Origin of the sequence: Pseudomonas nicosulfuronedens (assembly GCF_005877905.1) — a bacterium.
Taxonomy (GTDB): Bacteria; Pseudomonadota; Gammaproteobacteria; order Pseudomonadales; family Pseudomonadaceae; genus Pseudomonas; species Pseudomonas nicosulfuronedens.
Genome location: NZ_SWDV01000047.1, coordinates 16,802 through 34,168 on the forward strand (window position 1 = coordinate 16,802; position 17,367 = coordinate 34,168).

Consider the following 17,367-nt stretch of genomic DNA (forward strand, 5'->3'; position numbering starts at 1 on the left):
TGGCAAGCGCCGGAGGCTCTGGTGAGCCTCCAGCGTGCCCGCTGGGTCAGCTGCTGCCGTGCTTGCCCTGCGCCTTCAGTTCGGCGACGGTCTTGCCGCCTACACCCCAGGCGTCGGTGGCGATTTCCTGGATCACCACATAGGTGGTCGACGGCGGCTTGCGCAGCACGCGCTCCAGCAGTTCGGTGACGCCTTCGATGAGCTGGCGGCGCTCGTCGGCGGTCACGCCTTCGTCGGTGACCTGGATATTTACGTAGGGCATGGCGGTTCTCCGTTGTTGTTGTAAAGGTTGGCTTACCAGACGCCGGTGGTGGAGCCACCGTCGACGTTGAGGATGGTTCCGCTGACGAAGGTCGAGTCGGTCAGGTAGAGCACCGCGTCGACGATATCCTGCGGGTTGCCAATCTTGCCACTGGGCGAGAGGCCGCGCAGGAAGGCGCGGGTACCTTCGTCGTCGGGATGCAACGGGGTTTCGATGATCCCCGGCGCCACGGCGTTGACCTGTACGTGGGACGCCGCCAGCTCCAGGGCCAGGCCACGCACCGCGCTGTTCAGGCCGCCCTTGATCAGCACCGGCAGCAGCGCCGGGACTTTTACGTTGGGTTGCATGGCGATGGAGGCGGTAATGCTGATGATGTGTCCCGAGCGGTTGGCTGCCATGTGCTGCGCGGCGGCCTGGGAGGGGTAGAAGAAACCCTTGAGGTTGGTGTCGACGATGGTGTCGAGCTCTTCCTCGGTGTAATCGCCCACCGGCTTGGCGATGAAGATACCGGCATTGTTGATCAGGATGTCCACCTGGCCGAAAGCCTCGATGGCCTGGGCGAACAGGCGCCGGGCGGTGTCCGGCTTGGCGATGTCGCCGGCCACGCCGAGGAAGTTGTGCGGGTTGCCCAGCCGGGCGGCGGCTTCCTCCAGGCGGGCCTGGGTGCGGGCGTTGCCGACCACGTTGTAGCCGCGTTCCAGGTACGCGCGGGCGATGGCGAAGCCGAGGCCGCTGGAGGCGCCGGTGACGATGACGGTCTTGCTCATGGTGATTGCTCCGATAGTGGGGCGGGGCGGTGTGCCCGCGTCTTGGAGGTCAATCTAGGTTGCAATCAATGATTGAAAAATAAGGCTGATGGCATTTGAATTGATACCTCATGTAATCAATCGAGCTGCGCCATGCCCCGCCATTTCGACGACCTGCAACTGGGCAGCATCGAGCTGTTCTGCCTCGCTGCGGAGACTGGCAGCTTCACTGCCGCCGCCAACGAGGCGGGCATCACCCCGGCTGCGGTAAGCCGATCGGTGGCGCGACTGGAAGAGCGCCTGGGCGTTCGCCTGTTCGTTCGCACGACGCGGCAGATGCGCCTGACCGATGACGGCCGCAGTTATTTCGAGCAATGCCGCCAGGCGCTGACCCAACTGGTGGATGCCGAGCGCGCAGTCAGCGGCGGCCAGAGCATCGCCTCCGGGCGCCTGCGCATCAGCGTGCCCACACCCTACGCGCATTACCGGTTGTTTCCCCGGCTGCCGGAATTCCGCCGGAGATTCCCGCAGGTGCAGGTGGAGGTGCATGTCAGCAATCGCAATATCGACTTCGCCAACGAGGGGTACGACCTGGCGATCCGTGGCCGCGATCCGGCGGACTCCAGTCTGGTGGCGCGGCGCCTGGAAGACGCCGAGTTGGTGGTGGTTGCCACGCCGGATTACCTCGAGCGCGCGGGCATACCGCAAACGCCGGACGATCTTGCCGGGCACGAGTGCATCCAGTTCGAGCTGCCCAGTACCGGCCGGCGCGTGCCCTGGTCCTTCCGGGTCAACGGCAAGCTGGTGGAGAACGAGACGACCGGTAGCCTCACGGTGCTGGAGGACTACCTGGCCACAGCGACCCTCGCGAAGTGCGGTGGCGGGCTGATGCAGGCCTACCGCTTCACCGTGCAGGAAGAACTGGAGCGGGGCGAGTTGGTGGAAGTGCTGAAGGACTACGGGCAGACGACGCGGCCCTTCCTGCTGATCTACCCCCACGCACGCCATGTGCCGTCGCGGGTACGGGCTTTCATCGACTTCATGCTTCAGGTCCGCGCGTAGGGGCGGACTTTGTCCGCGATTGGCCTGCCCTGTGCCGTGCGGTTCGCGAGCAAGCTCGCTCCTACAGGGTCTGCAGTGTGCGCTCCTTGTAGGAGCGAGCTTGCTCGCGAACAGAAGGTAAGGCGCATCTGGCGCATAACCTGTTCCAGGTTATGCGCCCTACGAAACTTCAGGCTCGCGCGTAGGAGCGGACTTTGTCCGCGATCGATTCATCACATCCTCCGATGTCGCGTGGAGCTGGGCAAACCCATCGCGGACAGAGTCTGCTCCTACGCAGTACCCAGCCGTGGTGTAGCTGTTTGAAGGATGTGTCGGCTTCGCAAGACAGGTCTGTAAATAACAAATAAGATACGAAGTATTCGCATTTACAAAGAATTTACATCTGCATACACTTTGGCTCCCCGTCGGCGTCCACCACGCCGGCATTCGCCAACCCGAGTCATTGCGCCGCCAGAGTGCAAAACCTCGCACCGAAGGATCCTTCAGCAGATGAAAGACGTAGCGTCGGGAGCGCTCCTGCTCAGTCTCTCCACTTTTGCTCTCTCCGCAGTGGCGGCCCCCGTGGCCATCAACCTGCCCAAGCAGCCCCTGGCCGCTTCCCTGGAGCAATTGCAATCCGCAACCGGAATGCGGATTTCCTATGATCGTGCCCAGATCGCCAAGGTTGGCGCGCCGGCACTCAAGGGCAACATGGAGCCGAGCGAGGCACTCGATCGTCTGCTGGCGGACAGTGGCCTGCAAGGCACGGTCAATGGCAATAACGCGCAGGTCAGCGGTACCGCACGCGGAGCGTCGGGCACTGACAGCGTCGACCTGGGCGCCACCGAGATCGTCGGCGCCGCCAGCGTGGCGCCGGGCACCACCGAAGGCACCGGTTCCTACACCACCGGCGTGATGCAGACTTCCACCAAGCTGAACATGACCGTCCGCGAAACGCCGCAGTCGGTCAGTGTGGTCACCCGCCAGCAGATGGAGGACCAGAACATGCAGGACCTCGACGACGCGATCCGCGGCGTCACCGGCATGACCGTGCAGCAGTACGGCCCGGCCCGCGTGAGCTACGCGGCGCGCGGCTTTGACGTCGACAACATCATGTACGACGGCCTGGCCACCAGCATTTCCACCTACACCCAGGACGTCATCAGCGCCGCCGACCTGGCGATGTTCGACCGCGTCGAAGTGGTGCGAGGCGCCACCGGCCTGATGCAGGGCGCCGGCAACCCGGCTGCTGCCGTCAACATGGTGCGCAAGCGTCCGACCCAGGACTTCCACATGAGCCTGGAAGGCAGTGCCGGTTCCTGGGACCGCTACCGCAGCCAGGTCGACGTATCCGGCCCGCTGAACAGCGAAGGTACCCTGCGTGGTCGCGCGGTGGCCGCCTACGAGACCCGCGACAGCTTCCAGGACGTAGTCAGCGGCGAGCGCGGCGTGCTCTACGGCATCACCGAGGCCGACCTGAACCCGGACACCACCCTGACCCTGGGCGCGTCCTACCAGAACGACAACAAGAACGACAACTGGGTGGGCCTGCCGGCGCCGCTGGGTGGTCGTCACCTGGACCTCAAGCGCTCCGACTACTACGGCGCCGACTGGTCCTACTGGGATACCACCACCACCCACCTGTTCGGCGACGTGGTGCACCGCTTCGACAATGGCTGGCAGATGAAGGTCGCCGCCGACAAGCTGTGGGCGCGCATCGAGATGCTCGGCCTGTACAACAGCTGCTACTACACCGAAGGCTGCCCGACCATGACCATGGGGCCGGGTCAATACTCCTACACCGACGACCATCAGAGCTACGACGCCTTCGCCAACGGCCCGTTCCAGGCCTTCGGTCGCGAGCATGAACTGGTGTTCGGCGGCAGCTACCGCGAAGAGCGCTTCGACGGCCACGGCGGCTGGGGCGACCTGACCTACAACGACGGCTCGCCGGTGACCCCGTTCGACCCGACGAAGTGGGACCCGAGTTCGGTGCAGAAGCCGAACATCGACATGAGCCTCTGGAACATGAAGCTCGACCAGGAGCAGAAGGGCGCGTACGTCACCACCCGCCTGAACGTCGCCGACCCGCTGAAGGTCATCCTCGGTGGCCGGCTGGACTGGTACGAAGCCGACCCGCACAACGACACCGGCACCCAGAAGGTCACTCGCAACGTCACCCGCTACGCCGGTGTGGTCTACGACCTGAACGACGTCTACTCGGTCTATGCCAGCTACACCGACATCTTCAAGCCGCAGAGCAACTTCGACGCCAGTGGCAGCCTGCTCGACCCGATCACCGGCAAGAACTACGAGATCGGCCTGAAGGGCGAGCACTTCGGCGGTGCGCTGAACACCCAGCTGGCGATCTTCCAGATCGACCAGGAAAACCGCGCCACCGACGACACCAGCGGCCCCTCGCCGTGCCCCAGCTCGCCGACCTCGATCTACTGCTCGCGCGCCTCGGGCAAGGTCCGCAGCCAGGGCGTGGACATGGAAGTCAGCGGTGCCATCACCGAGAACTGGCAGGCCATGGCCGGCTACACCTACGTCGACGCCAAGTACAAGCACGACAGCAACGAGGACAACGTCGGCAAGCAGTTCGACCCCAGCAAGCCGCGCCACCTGTTCAAGCTCGCCACCAGCTACACCCTGCCGGGTGAACTGCACCAATGGCGCGTGGGCGGCAACCTGGTGACCCAGAGCCAGACCGAGGACACCACCACCGGCTTCCAGCAGGGCGGCTACACGGTGACCAACGCCATGCTCGGCTACAAGGTCAACGAGAACATCGATACCCGGGTGAACTTCAACAACATCTTCGACAAGTACTATTACAGCGGCATCAGCTTCGGCAACCTGAACTACGGCGAGCCGCGCAACCTGATGTTCACGGTCAAGTACTCGATGTGACCCGTTTGGCCTGAACGAAAAAGCCCCGCATAGCGGGGCTTTTTCATGCCTTCGATTTCACTGCGAAGTCTATGGCGTCCGGTCCCTTCGTAGGATGGCGTGGAGCGAAGCGATACCCATCGATTGGCCGGCAACTCCGCTGATGGGTATCGCAGGCTCCACCCATCCTACGACTGCATTTCCATGGATATTTCGCGGCAGGCTGAAGTGCCGGCGCATAACCTGTTCCAGGTTATGCACCCTACGTATCTGCAAGGAGGGGTCAGGCGCGGCCTTCGGCCTTCTCGAACAGATCGAGCAAATCGCGCAGCGTGCTTTCCAGGTACTCGCCCGCACGGTAAGCCGGCTTGAGCGCATCGCCACCCGCCACCACATCCTGCGGCCGTTCGATGAAATGGCCCACCGGCTGGAAGTCGCCATCGAGCGCCAGCACTACCGGAATCAGGATGCGATCCAGCTCCATGCGTTCGCGAAGGTCATCTTCGGCACGACCCTTGGTGATCACCGCCAGCTCCACTCGCGGTTGCAGGCGCTGCAGATGGTCCATCACGGTGACGTTGATCTGGCAGTCCGGGCACCACATCTCGCCGGCGATCAGCAAACGGTAGTGGCCTTCGACGGCCTGGATGCGGCGCAGGGTATCGGCGCTGATCGTGCCGGGCTCGGCCAGCAACTGCTGGACCTTGCGCACGCCGGCGATCTCGCCGGCCAGGCCGTGGGCGACGAAGGCGTCGAAGCCTTCACCGATGGAGAAGAGTTCCTCATAGGAGGCCATGGGGATTTCCTTGAAGCGGGTGATGGCTCATCCCAGCAGAAATCCCCGTGGCGGGCAATCAGCTCTTGGCGGTCTGCGCCTTGGCGGCCGCGAGGTAGGGCGCCAGGCGCCGGCCCATTTCCTCGCCCAGCGCCTGCAGGCCGCTGAGCGGGCGGACCATCACCTCGAACTCGACGATCTTGCCGTCTTCGTCGAAGCGGATCATGTCGATGCCCTTGAGGTCCTTGCCGTTCACCGTGGCGCTGAACTCCAGCACCACGTTCAGGCCGTCGCCGGTGGCCAGCTCGCGGTGGTAGGTGAAGTTCTCGAACACCTGCAGCACGGTGTTGAGGATGGTCGAGACCACCGGGGCGCCGGGGTAGGGCGAGTGCGCCATGGGCGAGCGGAACACCGCGTTGGGTGCCAGCAGTTGCGGCAGGTTCGACAGGTTCTTGGCGGCCACCATCTGGTGCCAGCTGGCCAGCGAAGCGGCGGCCTGGGGGTGCAGGTTCAGTGCGGTCACGGGAATAGCTCCTGAGCTTCTTGTTGTTCGCTCAGGACGATACGGCCGGTTCGGCAAGTCGCTCAATGATCGGAAATGACAGAAGACTGATCCTGGCGTACAGGGCTCTCAGTGCGTGGCCGGGCTGATCAGGTAGCTCACCAGCTGCGGATCGTCCCCCGGCTCGATGCTCTGCACCGGACGCGGCAGGTCGGCGAACACGGCTTTCCAGAAGGCCGCCGCCACCTCATCCTGGGAATAGAAGCGCACCAGCCAAGGGCCGGGATTTCCCAGCAGCACCTGGTTGGCCAGGGCGCGGCCAATCCCCATGCGACGGTACTTCTTCAGCACGAACAGGTCCGACAGCTCCAGCGCGTCGATGCCCGGCAACTCACTGCCTTCCACCAGCAGGAAGCCGGCGATGAAGCCGTCGGCGAGGATCAGGTTGGCGCTCCACTCCGGCTCGCTCCAGTAGCGCGCCAGGTGTTCCTCGTGAATGTAGAAGCGGCCGTCGACTTCCACGTCTTCGTCTTCCCAGTCCGATGACTCATAGGCGTAGTACTGGTAGAGGTTGCGGATCAGGTCCTGGTGTTCAGGGCCGGTCTGCACCAGCTGGATGGACAGATCGTTCATGGTCGGGAGGCTCGCGGGAAGGCGGAAGAGGGCGCGTGACCGCCATTGTCGCCCATTCCCGTGGTAATGCCAGTGGCAGACGGGTTTGAACCACGCCTGGGCAGGGTGCGATGATGCAGGCGCCTCCACCTTCGAGACCCCGCCGTGCGAACCGATAGCCGCCTCTCGCGTATGCTCCACGTGCTGCTGCACATGGCCCGCGATGACCAGCCCGTGACCTCCGAGCGCATCGCCCAGATGCTCGGTACCAACCCTGCGGTGGTGCGGCGGACCATGGGCGGCCTGCGCGAAGCGGGCTACGTGCGTTCAGAGAAGGGCCATGGCGGCGGCTGGACGCTGGACTGCGACTTGGCCCAGGTCACGCTGCTGGATGTCTACCGCGCGGTGGGCAGCGAGCGCCTGTTCGCCATGGGTTTCGACAACGTGCACCCGGATTGCCTGGTGGAAAAGGTGGTCAATGACGCACTGCAGGACGCCATGGAACAGGCCACCGCTATCCTCCTGGAGCGCCTGGGCGCCGTGTCCCTGGCCGATCTCGCCGAACGCTTCACCATGCTCTACCCGAAAGACCACTGAGGGTTTCTGGCTGAAGTGCCGGTCGATGACCGGCGTTGACCCGGCTTGCCTAATCAAGTTACTTTAAAAGTAACGAAAGATTCGAAGCGTCACGTACAATCCCACCAGGAACCCTCCCATGACCGACCTCCTGAACTCGCCGCTGGCCGGCGCGCTGTGGACCTGCCTTGCGCTGGCCATTGCCGCATCCGCCCTGTCCATGACCGTCACCCAGACTGAACTGTTCGCGCCACTGCGCGGGCTGGCCTGGAAAGTCCACCCGCAGGTCGGCCACCTGTTCCAATGCTTCTACTGCTTCAGCCACTGGGTGGTGATCGCCGGCACCCTGGTCTACCGTCCGGTAGTGATCGCCAGTGGCTGGGCGCCGGTCGACTGGCTGGTGGCGACCTTCTTCACCATCGCCCTGACCGCGATGTTCTGCGGGCTGCTGTTCAAGGTGTTCCTCACCGCCATGGCCAAGGCCGTGAGCGAGCGGGAGCTGAAGAAGCTGTTCGCAGGCGAGTGAAACGCAAGGGAATCTGCATGAACCACTCCGAACTGATGGCCCCTTTCCACGACCCCGACGCCGCCGCGCGCTACGCGGAAAACCCGCCGCGTTTCGTGCCCGGCCTGTTCGATCTGCACCGCATGGCGGCGATCCTGCTGGCCGAGCAGGCGCCGCACGACGGCCATTTGCTGGTGCTTGGCGCGGGCGGCGGCATGGAGCTGCGAGCCTTCGCCGAGGCACAGCCGGCCTGGCGCTTCACCGGCGTCGACCCTTCCGCCGAGATGCTCGCCGTGGCGGCCCAGATGCTCGGGTCGAACGCCCAGCGCGCCGACCTGCTGCAGGGCTATGTCGAAGACGCACCAGAGGGCCCGTTCGACGGTGGCGCCTGCCTGCTGACCCTGCACTTCCTGCCCGAGCCGGAGCGCCTGCGGGTGTTGCGGGAGATCCATTCCCGGCTCAGGCCAGGCTCTGCCTTCGTCATGGCGCATCTTTGCGTACCGCAGGGCGCTGGCGAGCGGGCGCGCTGGCTGTCGCGCTATGCCGAGTTCGCCGTCAGCGCCGGCATGGAACCCGCCAATGCGCAGCAGGCTCGCAGTGCCGTGGATGCGTACCTGAACATCCTCACACCCGAGCAGGATGAAGCGCTGCTCTGGGAAGCAGGATTCAGCCGCATCGAGGCCTTCTATGTCGGCTTCGCCTTCCGCGGCTGGGTCGCGCTCGCCTGAAGGACTCTGCAAGGACGATCTCAAGGGTTCGGTCTGCTAGGCTGGTGTCCCGTTTTGCGCTGGACGCCAGTCGATGCAGGTTCCTTCCACCCACGTCATCCACCAGACCGAGCACTGGCTGCTCAATCACCATCTGGCGTCTGCCTTGCCGGGCTACCTGATGCTCGGCTCGAAGCGGCCGGTGGAATCCCTGGCCGACCTGCCGGAGGCCGCGTTGGCGGAAATGGGCGTGTTGATGGCGAAAGTCCAGCGCATCCTCGAAGAGACCCTGCAACCCAAATGGCTGTACATCGGCCGTTTCGGCCATTCACCGGGCTTCCCCATCCACTTCCATTTCATCCCGGTATACGCCTGGGTAGAGGAACTGTTCTGGGCCGATGCGCGCTACCGTTCGCTCACCCAGTTCGCTCATGTCGAAGACGCCGCCACCCAGACCGACGGCGCCGAGCTGACCCTGTTCGTCTGGCGCGAGTTCGGCGAAGCGCCCGTGCCGCCCGCGGTGCAGGGGCCGCCGGTCGAGCAGGTGATCGAGTGCTTACGCAGGCGTTTCGTCCAGCCCCAGTGACGCCAGCAACCAGTCATGGAACAGCTGCGCCGCCGGTGACAGCTGGCGGTGGCGCAGGGATACCAGGTATTCGCCGCGCTCGGTGACCATGGCCAGATCAGTCACCCTTTGCATCTCGCCGTTAGCCACTGCTTCGTCGGCCATGAAGCCCCAGGCCAGGCCGATGCCCATGCCCTGTTGCACGGCGCGGTAGGCGAGGGTGAGCTGGTTGAACACCGGGTCGCTTTCGGCCGGCTGGTAGTCCTTGCCGAAGTGGCCGAACCAGTCGTGCCAGTCCAGGCAGCTCCAGGCCGAGGTATCCAGCTGCACCAGCGGGGCGGCGGCGAGCTGCTCGAGGGTGGTGATGCGGGTGGCATCGAAGTCCGGCCGGGCGACGGGGTAGACCACTTCCGGCAGCACGAAGCGGCTGTCCAGGGTGGTCCAGTCGCCCCCGCCGTAGAGGATGCCCAGGTCGAAATCCACCAGGCTGGCTTCGTCCATCTCGTTGATCGCGTGAACATGCACCGCAATGCCCGGATGCGCCTTGTTGAACTCGATCAGCCTGGGAAACAGCCAGAACTGCGCCATGGCATGGGTCGCCAGTACCGACACGGCGTTGCTCTGGTGAACGTTGCGGATGCGCCGCACGCTGTGTTGCAGACGGTCGAGGAGCATGTCGACGGTACCCAGCAGTTCGACGCCGGCAGCGGTGAGGGTGACGCCACGGGGTTTGCGCTCGAACAGCGGCACCTTGAGGCTGTCTTCCAGCGCGCGCATCTGCTTGCTTACCGCGCTCTGGGTGAGGAACAGCTCGGTGGCGGCCTGGGTGAAGCTGCCATAGCGGCCCACGGCCTCGAAGGTGATGAGGGTTTCCAGAGGCGGCAGGGTGCGCAGGTAACGGCTGATGGCGGCTCTCCGGTGAAAGGTCTTAGGTATTCCTACGGGGAATGTCTCGGTGCGGATTTATCCTTGGTCAGAACCTATCACAACCGCTACCGTGGCGGCTCTTTATGGGCATTCACCGAAGTATCGAGGTTGTTGGAATGAAGCGCGGGGTGGTCTACGCAGGCATGGCAGGGGCAATCTGGGGCGGGGTGATTCTCGCGCCGTCGCTGGTGCCGGAGTTCAACCCGCTGTTGATCAGTTCCGTGCGCTTTGCGCTGTATGGCGCCATCTCGCTGCTGATTGCCTTGCCGGTGGCACTGGGCCTGATGCGCCGGGTCAGCCGCGACGACCTGATGATACTGATACGCCTGTCCCTGGCCGGCAACCTGTTGTACTTCGCGCTGCTCTCGGCAGCGGTGCAGTTCGCCGGGGTGGCGGCAGCCTCGCTGATCAACGGCATCATGCCGCTGGCGATCGCCTACCAGAGCCGTTCCGAGCAGGATTCGCTGCCGCTGTCGCGGATGAAGTTGCCACTGGTGCTGGTCGCGCTGGGCATCCTCTGCATCAACCTGGATCCAACGGCCTTGATGGCCTCCGGCAGCACGCCGGGCGAACGCATCCTCGGCATTGTCTGCGGCTTCTGTGGCGTCGCCTGCTGGTCCTGGTACGCCAGCGCCAACGCGCGCTACCTGAAGGCCAGTCACTTCAACAGCCACGAGTGGTCGACCCTGATCGGCGTGGTCACTGGCGCGATGGCGGTGGTGCTGGCGGGCTTGGGCGTGCTGATCGCACCCCAGGCGGTGCCCTCGGGCATTTCCTCGGAGCGCTGGATGGTGTTCCTTTGGGTGTCACTGTTCCTTGCCGTGTTCGGTTCGTGGGTCGCCAATGGCCTGTGGAACGCTGCCACGCGGCGCCTGCCGATGAGCCTGGGCGGCCAGCTGATCGTCTTCGAGACGCTGTTCGCCTGCGCCTATGCCTACATCAACGAGCAGCGGCTGCCGGGTCCGGTGGAGGCGCTGGCCATCGTCCTGCTTACCGTCGGAGTGCTTTGGGCCATCGGTCTGCACCGTGCGCCGGCAGAGGCTCCGGCACGCGCCATGGAGTCCTGATTCAGGCCGTGGGGCTGCCTTCCAGGCGCGGGCTCCAGTCCTCCACTGCGCCGTTCTCCAGGCGTCTGGACAGGGTGCGGCGCCAGTTCGGCGGCAAAGGCAGTTCCAGGCATTCACGCAGCACATCGGCGTCCACGCGTTTGTTGAACAGCACGGTGGATAGCCGCTTCAGCGACCACTCGGCATGGGGCCGCTCGACCAGTTCCAGTATTGCGCCGGCGGCCACCGCGCCTTCCTCCAGGACGCGGTAGTACCAGCCGGTACGCCCGGACTCCTGCACCCGCAGGGCCATCTGCGCCACCTCGAAACGGTCGTTGAGCTTCCAGCAGGGCATGCGCCCCTGGGACACCTCCAGCAAGGCCGTGCCAGCACGGATGCGGTCGCCCAGGCAGATATCCGCTTCGGTCCAGCCGGTGGTGCTGAAGTTCTCGCCGAATGCGCCGGGCCGGCCCAGCAGCCGATGCTCGCCCAGCTCGGTGGCCCAGTCCGCATAGTGCTCGCGGGGATAGTGGTGGATGGCCTTTTCGATGCCGCCGTGCACGCGCAGGTCGCCTTGCTCGTCGTTCTCCAGCCCCAGCGTGGTCACCGCCAGACTGGCCTGACGCGCTTGCTTGGCGATGGCGCTGCGCGAGCCTGGGCGAGTGAAGGGCACGGCTTTGCCGGTGAGGAGGGCGTCGAGGGAAACGGCGGGCAGGCTCATGACGGGATTCTCGGGCTCGGAAATGGTATCGACCAAAAACTACCTGGACAAAATCTGCCAGGACGGTAGGCTTTGTCAATGTTTCGATTCGATACTAAGTACTCTTCCCGTTCAATTTCGCGAGAGCCCGCCATGCAGAAATACCGCCTCATCGTCCGGCGCCACGGCCAGTTGCTTGGCCATTTCGATTCCGACCAGCCCTGGGCGAAGGAGGCGGTGGGCAGCATCGCCTGTTGCCTGGGGGAGCTGGGCTACGGCCTGGAACTGCTGGTGGCCGACAGCGAGCGCCGGCTGCTGGAAAGCTCGCCGTCGGGCATCAAGGTGCTGGCCAGCGAGCCGCTGTATCGGCCGATGCCGCTGGAAAGCCTCTGACGTGTTATCCGCCCTACAAGAGCGGGCTCCGCGTCTGGGGCCGGGCCCTGCGTAGGATGGCGTGGGGCGCGGCTATGCCCATCGATGCACATTGACCGGACTGTAGGAGCGAGCTTGCTCGCGAACCATTTTCCCGACGAATCCGGCGTCAAGCGGTTCGCGAGCAAGCTCGCTCCTACGAGATCAAGAGCCCGGCAGAGCCGGTCGCTCACCCCAGTTTTTGCGCCAGTTCGCCGATGAACTGCCGCAGCCACTCGTGGTGCGGCTTGTTGTGTCGCGCGATGTCCCAGACCATGAAGCAGCGGAACGATGGCACCGGGAAGGGAACCGGGCTGACGCTCAGGTCGGTCATCGCCGCATAGCTTTCGGCGGCGAAGCTGGGGATGGTCGCGATCACTTCGCTGCTCATCAGCGTCGTCAGCGCGCCGCTGAAGTGGGTGAAGGAAGCGGTGACGCGCCGGGCATAACCGGCGGCCTCGAACAGGTCGTCGATGAAGCCGCGCCGGCCATCGTAGGACACCCGCACGTGATTGGCGGCGAAGTACTCCTCCAGGGCGATGGGCTCGTCCGCCGCCCGGCCGCGAGGGCGGAACAGGCAGGAGTAGGACGAGGAGAACAGCACCTGGGACGAGTAGCTGGTGTTGAAGTCCTTGGGCTCGCTACAGATCACCAGGTCCATGTCCGGGTCCTGCAGGGACTGTTTCCACAGCGAACTGTTGCTCTGGTGAAAGGCGAAGCTCACACCCAGGCCGTCTGCTGCGGCAGCGTTGACGATGCGCGGCGCAAGGTAGGCCTCGATATCGTCGGACAGGCCGATGTTGAACACGTAGCTGGAGTCGTGGGCGGAGAAATCCGGCTCGTTGCCCAGCACGCCGGAGATCGAGGTCAGCGCCTCGGCGATCTTGGGCGCCAGTTCCATGGCCTTGCGCGTGGGCTGCATGCCGGAGGCGGTGCGGATGAACAGCTCGTCGCCGAAATGCTCGCGCAGCCGGCGCAGTGCCGAGCTGACCGCGCCCTGGGTCACATGCAGCATGGCCGAGGCGCGGGTGGCGCTGCGCTCGGTCATCAGGCAATGGAAGGTGAGCAGCAGGTTCAGGTCGATCCGCGCGATATTACGTACGTTAATCCGGCTCATATTTCCTAATCGTTTGCCCTGCGGTCGTGGGGCTTCCTAGTCTGGCGTCCACACAACCATAACAAGGGATGGAGAATCCTGTGGACGCGATTTCGCAAAGCTTGGGTGCTAGCAGCATCCGTACCAGGGGCGGGCAGTCGGACATCCGCAAGCGGGCCATGGCGGTCGGCATCGGCAACTTCATGGAGTGGTTCGACTTCGCCATCTATGGCTACTTCGCCGCCGTCATCGGCATGCTGTTCTTCCCCTCCAGCGCGCCGGGCGTGTCGCTGCTCTCGTCGCTGGCGGTGTTCGCCGTGGGCTTCCTCTCGCGGCCCTTCGGCGCGTTGATCCTCGGCCCCATCGGCGACCGTTTCGGCCGCCGCGCGGTGCTGATCATCACGGTGTTCGGCATGGGCGTGTGCACCACCATCATCGGTCTGTTGCCCTCCTATGAGGCAATCGGCATCGCCGCGCCGATCCTGCTGATCGCCATGCGCTTCATCCAGGGCATGATGGTCGGCGGCGAGTGGTCCAGCGCCGGCATCTACATTGTCGAGAGCGCACCGTCGAACCGCCGCGCCACCGCGGCCAGTGTGATCACCGGCACGGCCGGGCTGGCCTTCCTGTTCGGCACTTTCACCGCCGCGAGCATTTCCTCGGCGCTGGACGATGCGCAGCTGGCGGCCTGGGGTTGGCGCCTGCCGTTCGTGGCGTCCATCGTGATGACCGGTATCGCCGTGTTCATCCGCCGCAAGCTGGGTGATACCCCGGTGTACGAGGAAATGGTGCGCCAGCGTGATTCGCACAAGGCTCAAGCGCCGAGCAAAGCCGTGCGCCGCCGTGCCTTCATCACCACCTTCGCCTTCTCTGCGCTGTTCGGTGTGTCGCTCTACTACTTCATCACCTACGCCAACAACCACCTGGTCAGCACCGTCGGCATGCCGCGCAGCAGTGCGCTGTGGCTGTGCAGCATCGCGCTGGTGGTCTACGTCATCGTCAACCCGTTGATCGGCCGTCTGAGCGACAGCATCGGCCGACGCAAGCTGCTGCTGGCCGCGGCGGCTGCGCTGACGCTGCTGGCCTATCCGATCTTCCTGCTGCTCAACACCGGCCACCCGCTGGCGATTCTCCTCGGCCTGACAGTGATGGGCGTGCTGGTGGCGATCACGGCGGTCATGGACGTGGTGCTGCTGGTGGAAGTCTTCCCGGCATCGATCCGCTCCACCGGCGCTGCGCTCGGCCACAACCTGGCGCTGGCCATTCTCGCCGGCCCCGGTCCCTTCATCGCCGCCGCGCTGATCCGCCAGACCGGCGATGCGAATCTCCCTGCGGCCTATCTCGCGGCGGTGTCCCTGGTGTGCCTGGTGGTGCTGTGGAAGACCCTGCCGGAAACCCGCGACAACGACATCAGCCGCTTCTAGGTCTTCAATCCAGGAAATTCAGGAGTCCCCATGACCCGTGTAGCAATCATCCAGGCCGCCTCCATTCCCTACGAGCCCATGGCCAGCGTCGAAAAGGCCGCCGGCATCCTGCGCCGCGTGGCGGAGCAGGGCGCGAAGCTGGCGGTATTCCCCGAGGCCTACATCGGCGGCTACCCCAAAGGCGCGGCTTTTGGCAGCGTGGTGGGCAACCGCAGCGCCGCCGGGCGCGATCTCTACCAGCGCTACGTCGAGGGCGCCGTGGCGCTGGACGGTCCGGAGCTGGCGGCGCTCGCCGAGAGCGTCGAGCAGACCGGCGTGACCACGGTGGTCGGTATCATCGAACGCTACGGCCGCACTTTGTACTGCACCGCCGTGACCCTGGTGCCCGGGCGCGGCATCGCCGGTTACCACCGCAAGCTGATGCCCACCGGACAGGAACGCCTGATCTGGGGTTTCGGCGACGGTTCGACCATCGAGCCGGTGGACACCGAGTTCGGGGTGCTGGGCAGCGTCATCTGCTGGGAGAACTACATGCCAGCGCTGCGCCAGGCCATGTATGCGCAGGGCGTGCAGCTGTACTGCGCGCCGACGGCGGATGATCGCCCGTCCTGGGCTGCGTCCATGCAGCACATTGCACTGGAAGGCCGGGTGTTCGTGCTCTCGGCATGCCAGGCGATCCGCCTCGGCGAGTACCCGCAGCAACACCGCGAGGCGTTCGGCCTGACGCACCAGGAAGACGACTACGTGATGCGTGGCGGCAGCATGATTGTCAGCCCGCTGGGCGAGGTGCTGGCCGGGCCGGTGTTCGACTGCGAGACCGAGCTGTATGCGGACCTCGACATGGGCCAGCTCAGCCAGGGCAACCTCGACTTCGACGTCTGCGGCCACTATGCGCGGCCGGACGTGTTCGAGCTCAAGGTCAATACCGCACCCCTGCGCGCGGTGACTTTCGAGGGTTGATGGCGATAGCCCGGCACCGACGGGGGCCGGGCTTGCTTTGCTCAGCGCCCCACGCGCTGCTGCAGATGCCCCGGATAGCGCTCACCGACGATCTCGATTTCGCGCAATGCCGCTTCGATGGCGCCTAGGTCGGTGGCGTCCAGCACCCGTGAGGCCGCGCCGAGGTTTTCTTCCAGCCGATGCAGCCTGGTGGTGCCGGGGATCGGCACGATCCACGGCTGCTGGGCCAGTAGCCAGGCAATGGCGATCTGCGCGCGGGTCGCGCCCTTGCTCTCGGCGATGCGCCCGAGCACCTCGATCAGGCCCGCGTTGGCCTTGCGGTTTTCCTCCGAAAAGCGTGGCACGACGTTGCGGAAATCGTTGGCCGAAAACTGCGTACGCTCGTCGATGGCGCCGGTGAGGAAGCCCTTGCCCAGTGGGCTGAAAGGCACGAAGCCGATACCCAGTTCGGCCAGCAGCGGGAGGATTTCCTTTTCCGGCTCGCGCCACCACAGCGAGTACTCGCTCTGCAGCGCCGCCACCGGCTGCACCGCATGGGCGCGGCGAATGGATTGCGGGCCGGCTTCGGAGAGCCCGAAGTGCTTCACCTTGCCTTCGCGGATCAGTTCGCCGACGGTGCCGGCGACGTCTTCCATCGGTACGTTCGGGTCGACGCGGTGCTGGTAGAAGAGGTCGATGCAGTCGGTCTTCAGGCGCTTGAGCGAGGCTTCCGCCACGGCGCGGATGTTCTCCGGACGGCTGTCCAGGCCGAGGGTAACGTCACCGTCCTTGAAGCCGAACTTGGTGGCGATCACCACCTGATCGCGCACCGGCGCCAGGGCTTCGCCCAGCAGCTCCTCGTTGGCGAAGGGGCCGTAGGCCTCGGCGGTGTCGAAGAAGGTCACGCCGCTATCGAAAGCCGTGCGTAACAAACGGATGCCATCGTAGCGGTCGACCGCAGGCCCGTAGCCATAGCTCAGTCCCATGCAGCCCAGACCCAGTGCCGATACCTGCAGGCCATTCTGGCCCAGTGCGCGCTTGTCCATCGAAGTCTCTCCAACTGAAAGTCAGTCCTGAAGCGGGAAGGGCAGGATTGCCCGGCGAAACGTCTGGAATGGACTTTACTCAAGGACTTCGCGGGTGATTAGACGGGCAAAAGCGCATTCGCCTATGAGCCTGGCTCATGGGTTATCGCCGGGCATTCATGAGGTTGCCTCATAGGTCCAAACGCGTTTTGCCCCTTAATCGCAGGTCCGGCACGGCCTAGCATGGTCCATCAGTTCACTGGCCAAGCGGAGAACACCATGAACGAACCAGCCTCCACCGCCCACAAGGCTTTCGGCGACATCGCCCCGGCGCTGGCCGACTACACCGACCAGGTGCTGTTCGGCGATGTCTGGGAGCGCCCCGGCCTCTCGCCACGCGACCGCAGCCTGGTCACCGTCTCCAGCCTGGTGGCGCGCTATCAGGCCAACGAACTCCATTTCCACCTGGGCAAGGCGCTGGACAACGGCTTGACCCGCGAGGAGCTGATCGAGGCCATCACCCATCTGGCTTTCTATTCCGGCTGGCCCACTGCCTCAACTGCGCTGGGCGTTGCCCGCCGCGTGTTTGCCGAGCGCGACGCCGCCTGAGGAGTAC

20 protein-coding genes are annotated in these 17,367 nt (G+C 64.8%); 11 read left to right on the forward strand and 9 right to left on the reverse strand.

Features of this window, described 5'->3' with window-relative positions; genetic code table 11:
• Positions 1–46 precede the first annotated feature (46 nt).
• Together FAS41_RS27040 and FAS41_RS27045 are read right to left on the reverse strand one after the other, a co-directional pair.
• Entirely contained in the window at positions 47–262 is a 216-nt protein-coding gene (locus FAS41_RS27040; protein ID WP_138216719.1) for a tautomerase family protein, read from the reverse strand.
• Between the two features lie 32 nt (positions 263–294).
• Entirely contained in the window at positions 295–1,029 is a 735-nt protein-coding gene (locus tag FAS41_RS27045) for an SDR family NAD(P)-dependent oxidoreductase (protein WP_138526423.1), read from the reverse strand.
• A gap of 132 nt (positions 1,030–1,161) precedes the next feature.
• Between FAS41_RS27045 and FAS41_RS27050 the strand changes: the two genes are divergently transcribed.
• Both FAS41_RS27050 and FAS41_RS27055 read left to right on the forward strand, forming a co-directional pair.
• A complete protein-coding gene (locus FAS41_RS27050) occupies positions 1,162–2,070 on the forward strand; it encodes a LysR family transcriptional regulator (RefSeq protein ID WP_138526424.1) in 909 nt (302 codons plus the stop codon).
• 489 nt (positions 2,071–2,559) lie between these two features.
• Complete coding sequence (locus FAS41_RS27055; RefSeq protein ID WP_138526425.1) at positions 2,560–4,962, forward strand: TonB-dependent siderophore receptor; 2,403 nt, start codon at positions 2,560–2,562, stop codon at positions 4,960–4,962.
• A gap of 262 nt (positions 4,963–5,224) precedes the next feature.
• Here FAS41_RS27055 and FAS41_RS27060 read toward each other — a convergent pair whose 3' ends face one another.
• The 3 genes from FAS41_RS27060 to FAS41_RS27070 form a co-directional block, all read right to left on the reverse strand.
• Positions 5,225–5,737 (reverse strand): thioredoxin family protein, encoded by a 513-nt coding sequence (locus FAS41_RS27060; RefSeq protein ID WP_138526426.1) that lies wholly within the window; start codon positions 5,735–5,737, stop codon positions 5,225–5,227.
• 58 nt (positions 5,738–5,795) lie between these two features.
• Complete coding sequence (locus FAS41_RS27065; RefSeq protein WP_045207256.1) at positions 5,796–6,239, reverse strand: nuclear transport factor 2 family protein; 444 nt, start codon at positions 6,237–6,239, stop codon at positions 5,796–5,798.
• A gap of 108 nt (positions 6,240–6,347) precedes the next feature.
• Positions 6,348–6,851, reverse strand: a complete 504-nt coding sequence (locus FAS41_RS27070; protein WP_138526427.1) for a GNAT family N-acetyltransferase — start codon at positions 6,849–6,851, stop codon at positions 6,348–6,350.
• A gap of 144 nt (positions 6,852–6,995) precedes the next feature.
• On the opposite strand from FAS41_RS27070, the gene FAS41_RS27075 reads away from it, so the two are divergent.
• The 4 genes from FAS41_RS27075 (at position 6,996) to FAS41_RS27090 (ending at position 9,204) form a co-directional block, all read left to right on the forward strand.
• Positions 6,996–7,427, forward strand: coding sequence for an Rrf2 family transcriptional regulator (locus tag FAS41_RS27075; protein WP_138526428.1), 432 nt, complete (start codon positions 6,996–6,998; stop codon positions 7,425–7,427).
• Positions 7,428–7,545: 118 nt separating this feature from the next.
• On the forward strand, positions 7,546–7,932 hold the full coding sequence (locus tag FAS41_RS27080) for a DUF1360 domain-containing protein (RefSeq protein WP_138526429.1): 387 nt from the start codon (positions 7,546–7,548) through the stop codon (positions 7,930–7,932).
• A gap of 17 nt (positions 7,933–7,949) precedes the next feature.
• Complete coding sequence (locus FAS41_RS27085; protein ID WP_138526430.1) at positions 7,950–8,639, forward strand: class I SAM-dependent methyltransferase; 690 nt, start codon at positions 7,950–7,952, stop codon at positions 8,637–8,639.
• Between the two features lie 73 nt (positions 8,640–8,712).
• Positions 8,713–9,204: an HIT family protein gene (locus FAS41_RS27090; RefSeq protein ID WP_138526431.1), complete on the forward strand. Its 492-nt coding sequence runs from the start codon at positions 8,713–8,715 to the stop codon at positions 9,202–9,204.
• Here the strand turns inward: FAS41_RS27090 and FAS41_RS27095 are convergent.
• Positions 9,175–10,089: a LysR substrate-binding domain-containing protein gene (locus FAS41_RS27095; protein ID WP_138526432.1), complete on the reverse strand. Its 915-nt coding sequence runs from the start codon at positions 10,087–10,089 to the stop codon at positions 9,175–9,177. The genes FAS41_RS27090 and FAS41_RS27095 overlap by 30 nt on opposite strands.
• A 137-nt stretch (positions 10,090–10,226) precedes the next feature.
• On the opposite strand from FAS41_RS27095, the gene FAS41_RS27100 reads away from it, so the two are divergent.
• Positions 10,227–11,177 (forward strand): DMT family transporter, encoded by a 951-nt coding sequence (locus tag FAS41_RS27100; RefSeq protein ID WP_138526433.1) that lies wholly within the window; start codon positions 10,227–10,229, stop codon positions 11,175–11,177.
• A gap of 1 nt (position 11,178) precedes the next feature.
• Here the strand turns inward: FAS41_RS27100 and FAS41_RS27105 are convergent, their stop codons facing one another.
• Positions 11,179–11,877: an MOSC domain-containing protein gene (locus tag FAS41_RS27105; protein WP_138526434.1), complete on the reverse strand. Its 699-nt coding sequence runs from the start codon at positions 11,875–11,877 to the stop codon at positions 11,179–11,181.
• A gap of 132 nt (positions 11,878–12,009) precedes the next feature.
• Between FAS41_RS27105 and FAS41_RS27110 the strand changes: the two genes are divergently transcribed.
• Positions 12,010–12,249 (forward strand): cytoplasmic protein, encoded by a 240-nt coding sequence (locus FAS41_RS27110; RefSeq protein WP_138526435.1) that lies wholly within the window; start codon positions 12,010–12,012, stop codon positions 12,247–12,249.
• 208 nt (positions 12,250–12,457) lie between these two features.
• Here FAS41_RS27110 and FAS41_RS27115 read toward each other — a convergent pair whose 3' ends face one another.
• Entirely contained in the window at positions 12,458–13,384 is a 927-nt protein-coding gene (locus tag FAS41_RS27115; RefSeq protein ID WP_138526436.1) for a LysR family transcriptional regulator, read from the reverse strand.
• An 80-nt stretch (positions 13,385–13,464) separates the two neighbouring features.
• Here FAS41_RS27115 and FAS41_RS27120 point away from each other — a divergent pair, with 80 nt between their 5' ends.
• On the forward strand, positions 13,465–14,787 hold the full coding sequence (locus FAS41_RS27120) for an MFS transporter (RefSeq protein WP_138526437.1): 1,323 nt from the start codon (positions 13,465–13,467) through the stop codon (positions 14,785–14,787).
• Positions 14,788–14,817: 30 nt separating this feature from the next.
• Complete coding sequence (locus FAS41_RS27125) at positions 14,818–15,747, forward strand: carbon-nitrogen hydrolase family protein (protein WP_088421703.1); 930 nt, start codon at positions 14,818–14,820, stop codon at positions 15,745–15,747.
• A gap of 41 nt (positions 15,748–15,788) precedes the next feature.
• Here FAS41_RS27125 and FAS41_RS27130 read toward each other — a convergent pair whose 3' ends face one another.
• Positions 15,789–16,772 carry an aldo/keto reductase gene (locus tag FAS41_RS27130; protein WP_138526438.1) on the reverse strand — a complete coding sequence of 328 codons (984 nt, stop codon included), beginning with the start codon at positions 16,770–16,772 and terminating at the stop codon, positions 15,789–15,791.
• A gap of 258 nt (positions 16,773–17,030) precedes the next feature.
• Here FAS41_RS27130 and FAS41_RS27135 point away from each other — a divergent pair, with 258 nt between their 5' ends.
• Positions 17,031–17,360 (forward strand): carboxymuconolactone decarboxylase family protein, encoded by a 330-nt coding sequence (locus tag FAS41_RS27135; RefSeq protein ID WP_138526439.1) that lies wholly within the window; start codon positions 17,031–17,033, stop codon positions 17,358–17,360.
• Positions 17,361–17,367 lie beyond the last annotated feature (7 nt).

Coding starts and splice junctions, on each gene's coding strand:
- FAS41_RS27100 (WP_138526433.1), top strand. CDS start 10,227: ATGAAGCGCGGGGTGGTCTACGCAGGCATGGCAGGGGCAATCTGGGGC.
- FAS41_RS27080 (WP_138526429.1), top strand. CDS start 7,546: ATGACCGACCTCCTGAACTCGCCGCTGGCCGGCGCGCTGTGGACCTGC.
- FAS41_RS27115 (WP_138526436.1), bottom strand. CDS start 13,384: ATGAGCCGGATTAACGTACGTAATATCGCGCGGATCGACCTGAACCTG.
- FAS41_RS27090 (WP_138526431.1), top strand. CDS start 8,713: ATGCAGGTTCCTTCCACCCACGTCATCCACCAGACCGAGCACTGGCTG.
- FAS41_RS27110 (WP_138526435.1), top strand. CDS start 12,010: ATGCAGAAATACCGCCTCATCGTCCGGCGCCACGGCCAGTTGCTTGGC.
- FAS41_RS27060 (WP_138526426.1), bottom strand. CDS start 5,737: ATGGCCTCCTATGAGGAACTCTTCTCCATCGGTGAAGGCTTCGACGCC.
- FAS41_RS27045 (WP_138526423.1), bottom strand. CDS start 1,029: ATGAGCAAGACCGTCATCGTCACCGGCGCCTCCAGCGGCCTCGGCTTC.
- FAS41_RS27085 (WP_138526430.1), top strand. CDS start 7,950: ATGAACCACTCCGAACTGATGGCCCCTTTCCACGACCCCGACGCCGCC.
- FAS41_RS27135 (WP_138526439.1), top strand. CDS start 17,031: ATGAACGAACCAGCCTCCACCGCCCACAAGGCTTTCGGCGACATCGCC.
- FAS41_RS27055 (WP_138526425.1), top strand. CDS start 2,560: ATGAAAGACGTAGCGTCGGGAGCGCTCCTGCTCAGTCTCTCCACTTTT.
- FAS41_RS27125 (WP_088421703.1), top strand. CDS start 14,818: ATGACCCGTGTAGCAATCATCCAGGCCGCCTCCATTCCCTACGAGCCC.
- FAS41_RS27105 (WP_138526434.1), bottom strand. CDS start 11,877: ATGAGCCTGCCCGCCGTTTCCCTCGACGCCCTCCTCACCGGCAAAGCC.
- FAS41_RS27070 (WP_138526427.1), bottom strand. CDS start 6,851: ATGAACGATCTGTCCATCCAGCTGGTGCAGACCGGCCCTGAACACCAG.
- FAS41_RS27040 (WP_138216719.1), bottom strand. CDS start 262: ATGCCCTACGTAAATATCCAGGTCACCGACGAAGGCGTGACCGCCGAC.
- FAS41_RS27050 (WP_138526424.1), top strand. CDS start 1,162: ATGCCCCGCCATTTCGACGACCTGCAACTGGGCAGCATCGAGCTGTTC.
- FAS41_RS27130 (WP_138526438.1), bottom strand. CDS start 16,772: ATGGACAAGCGCGCACTGGGCCAGAATGGCCTGCAGGTATCGGCACTG.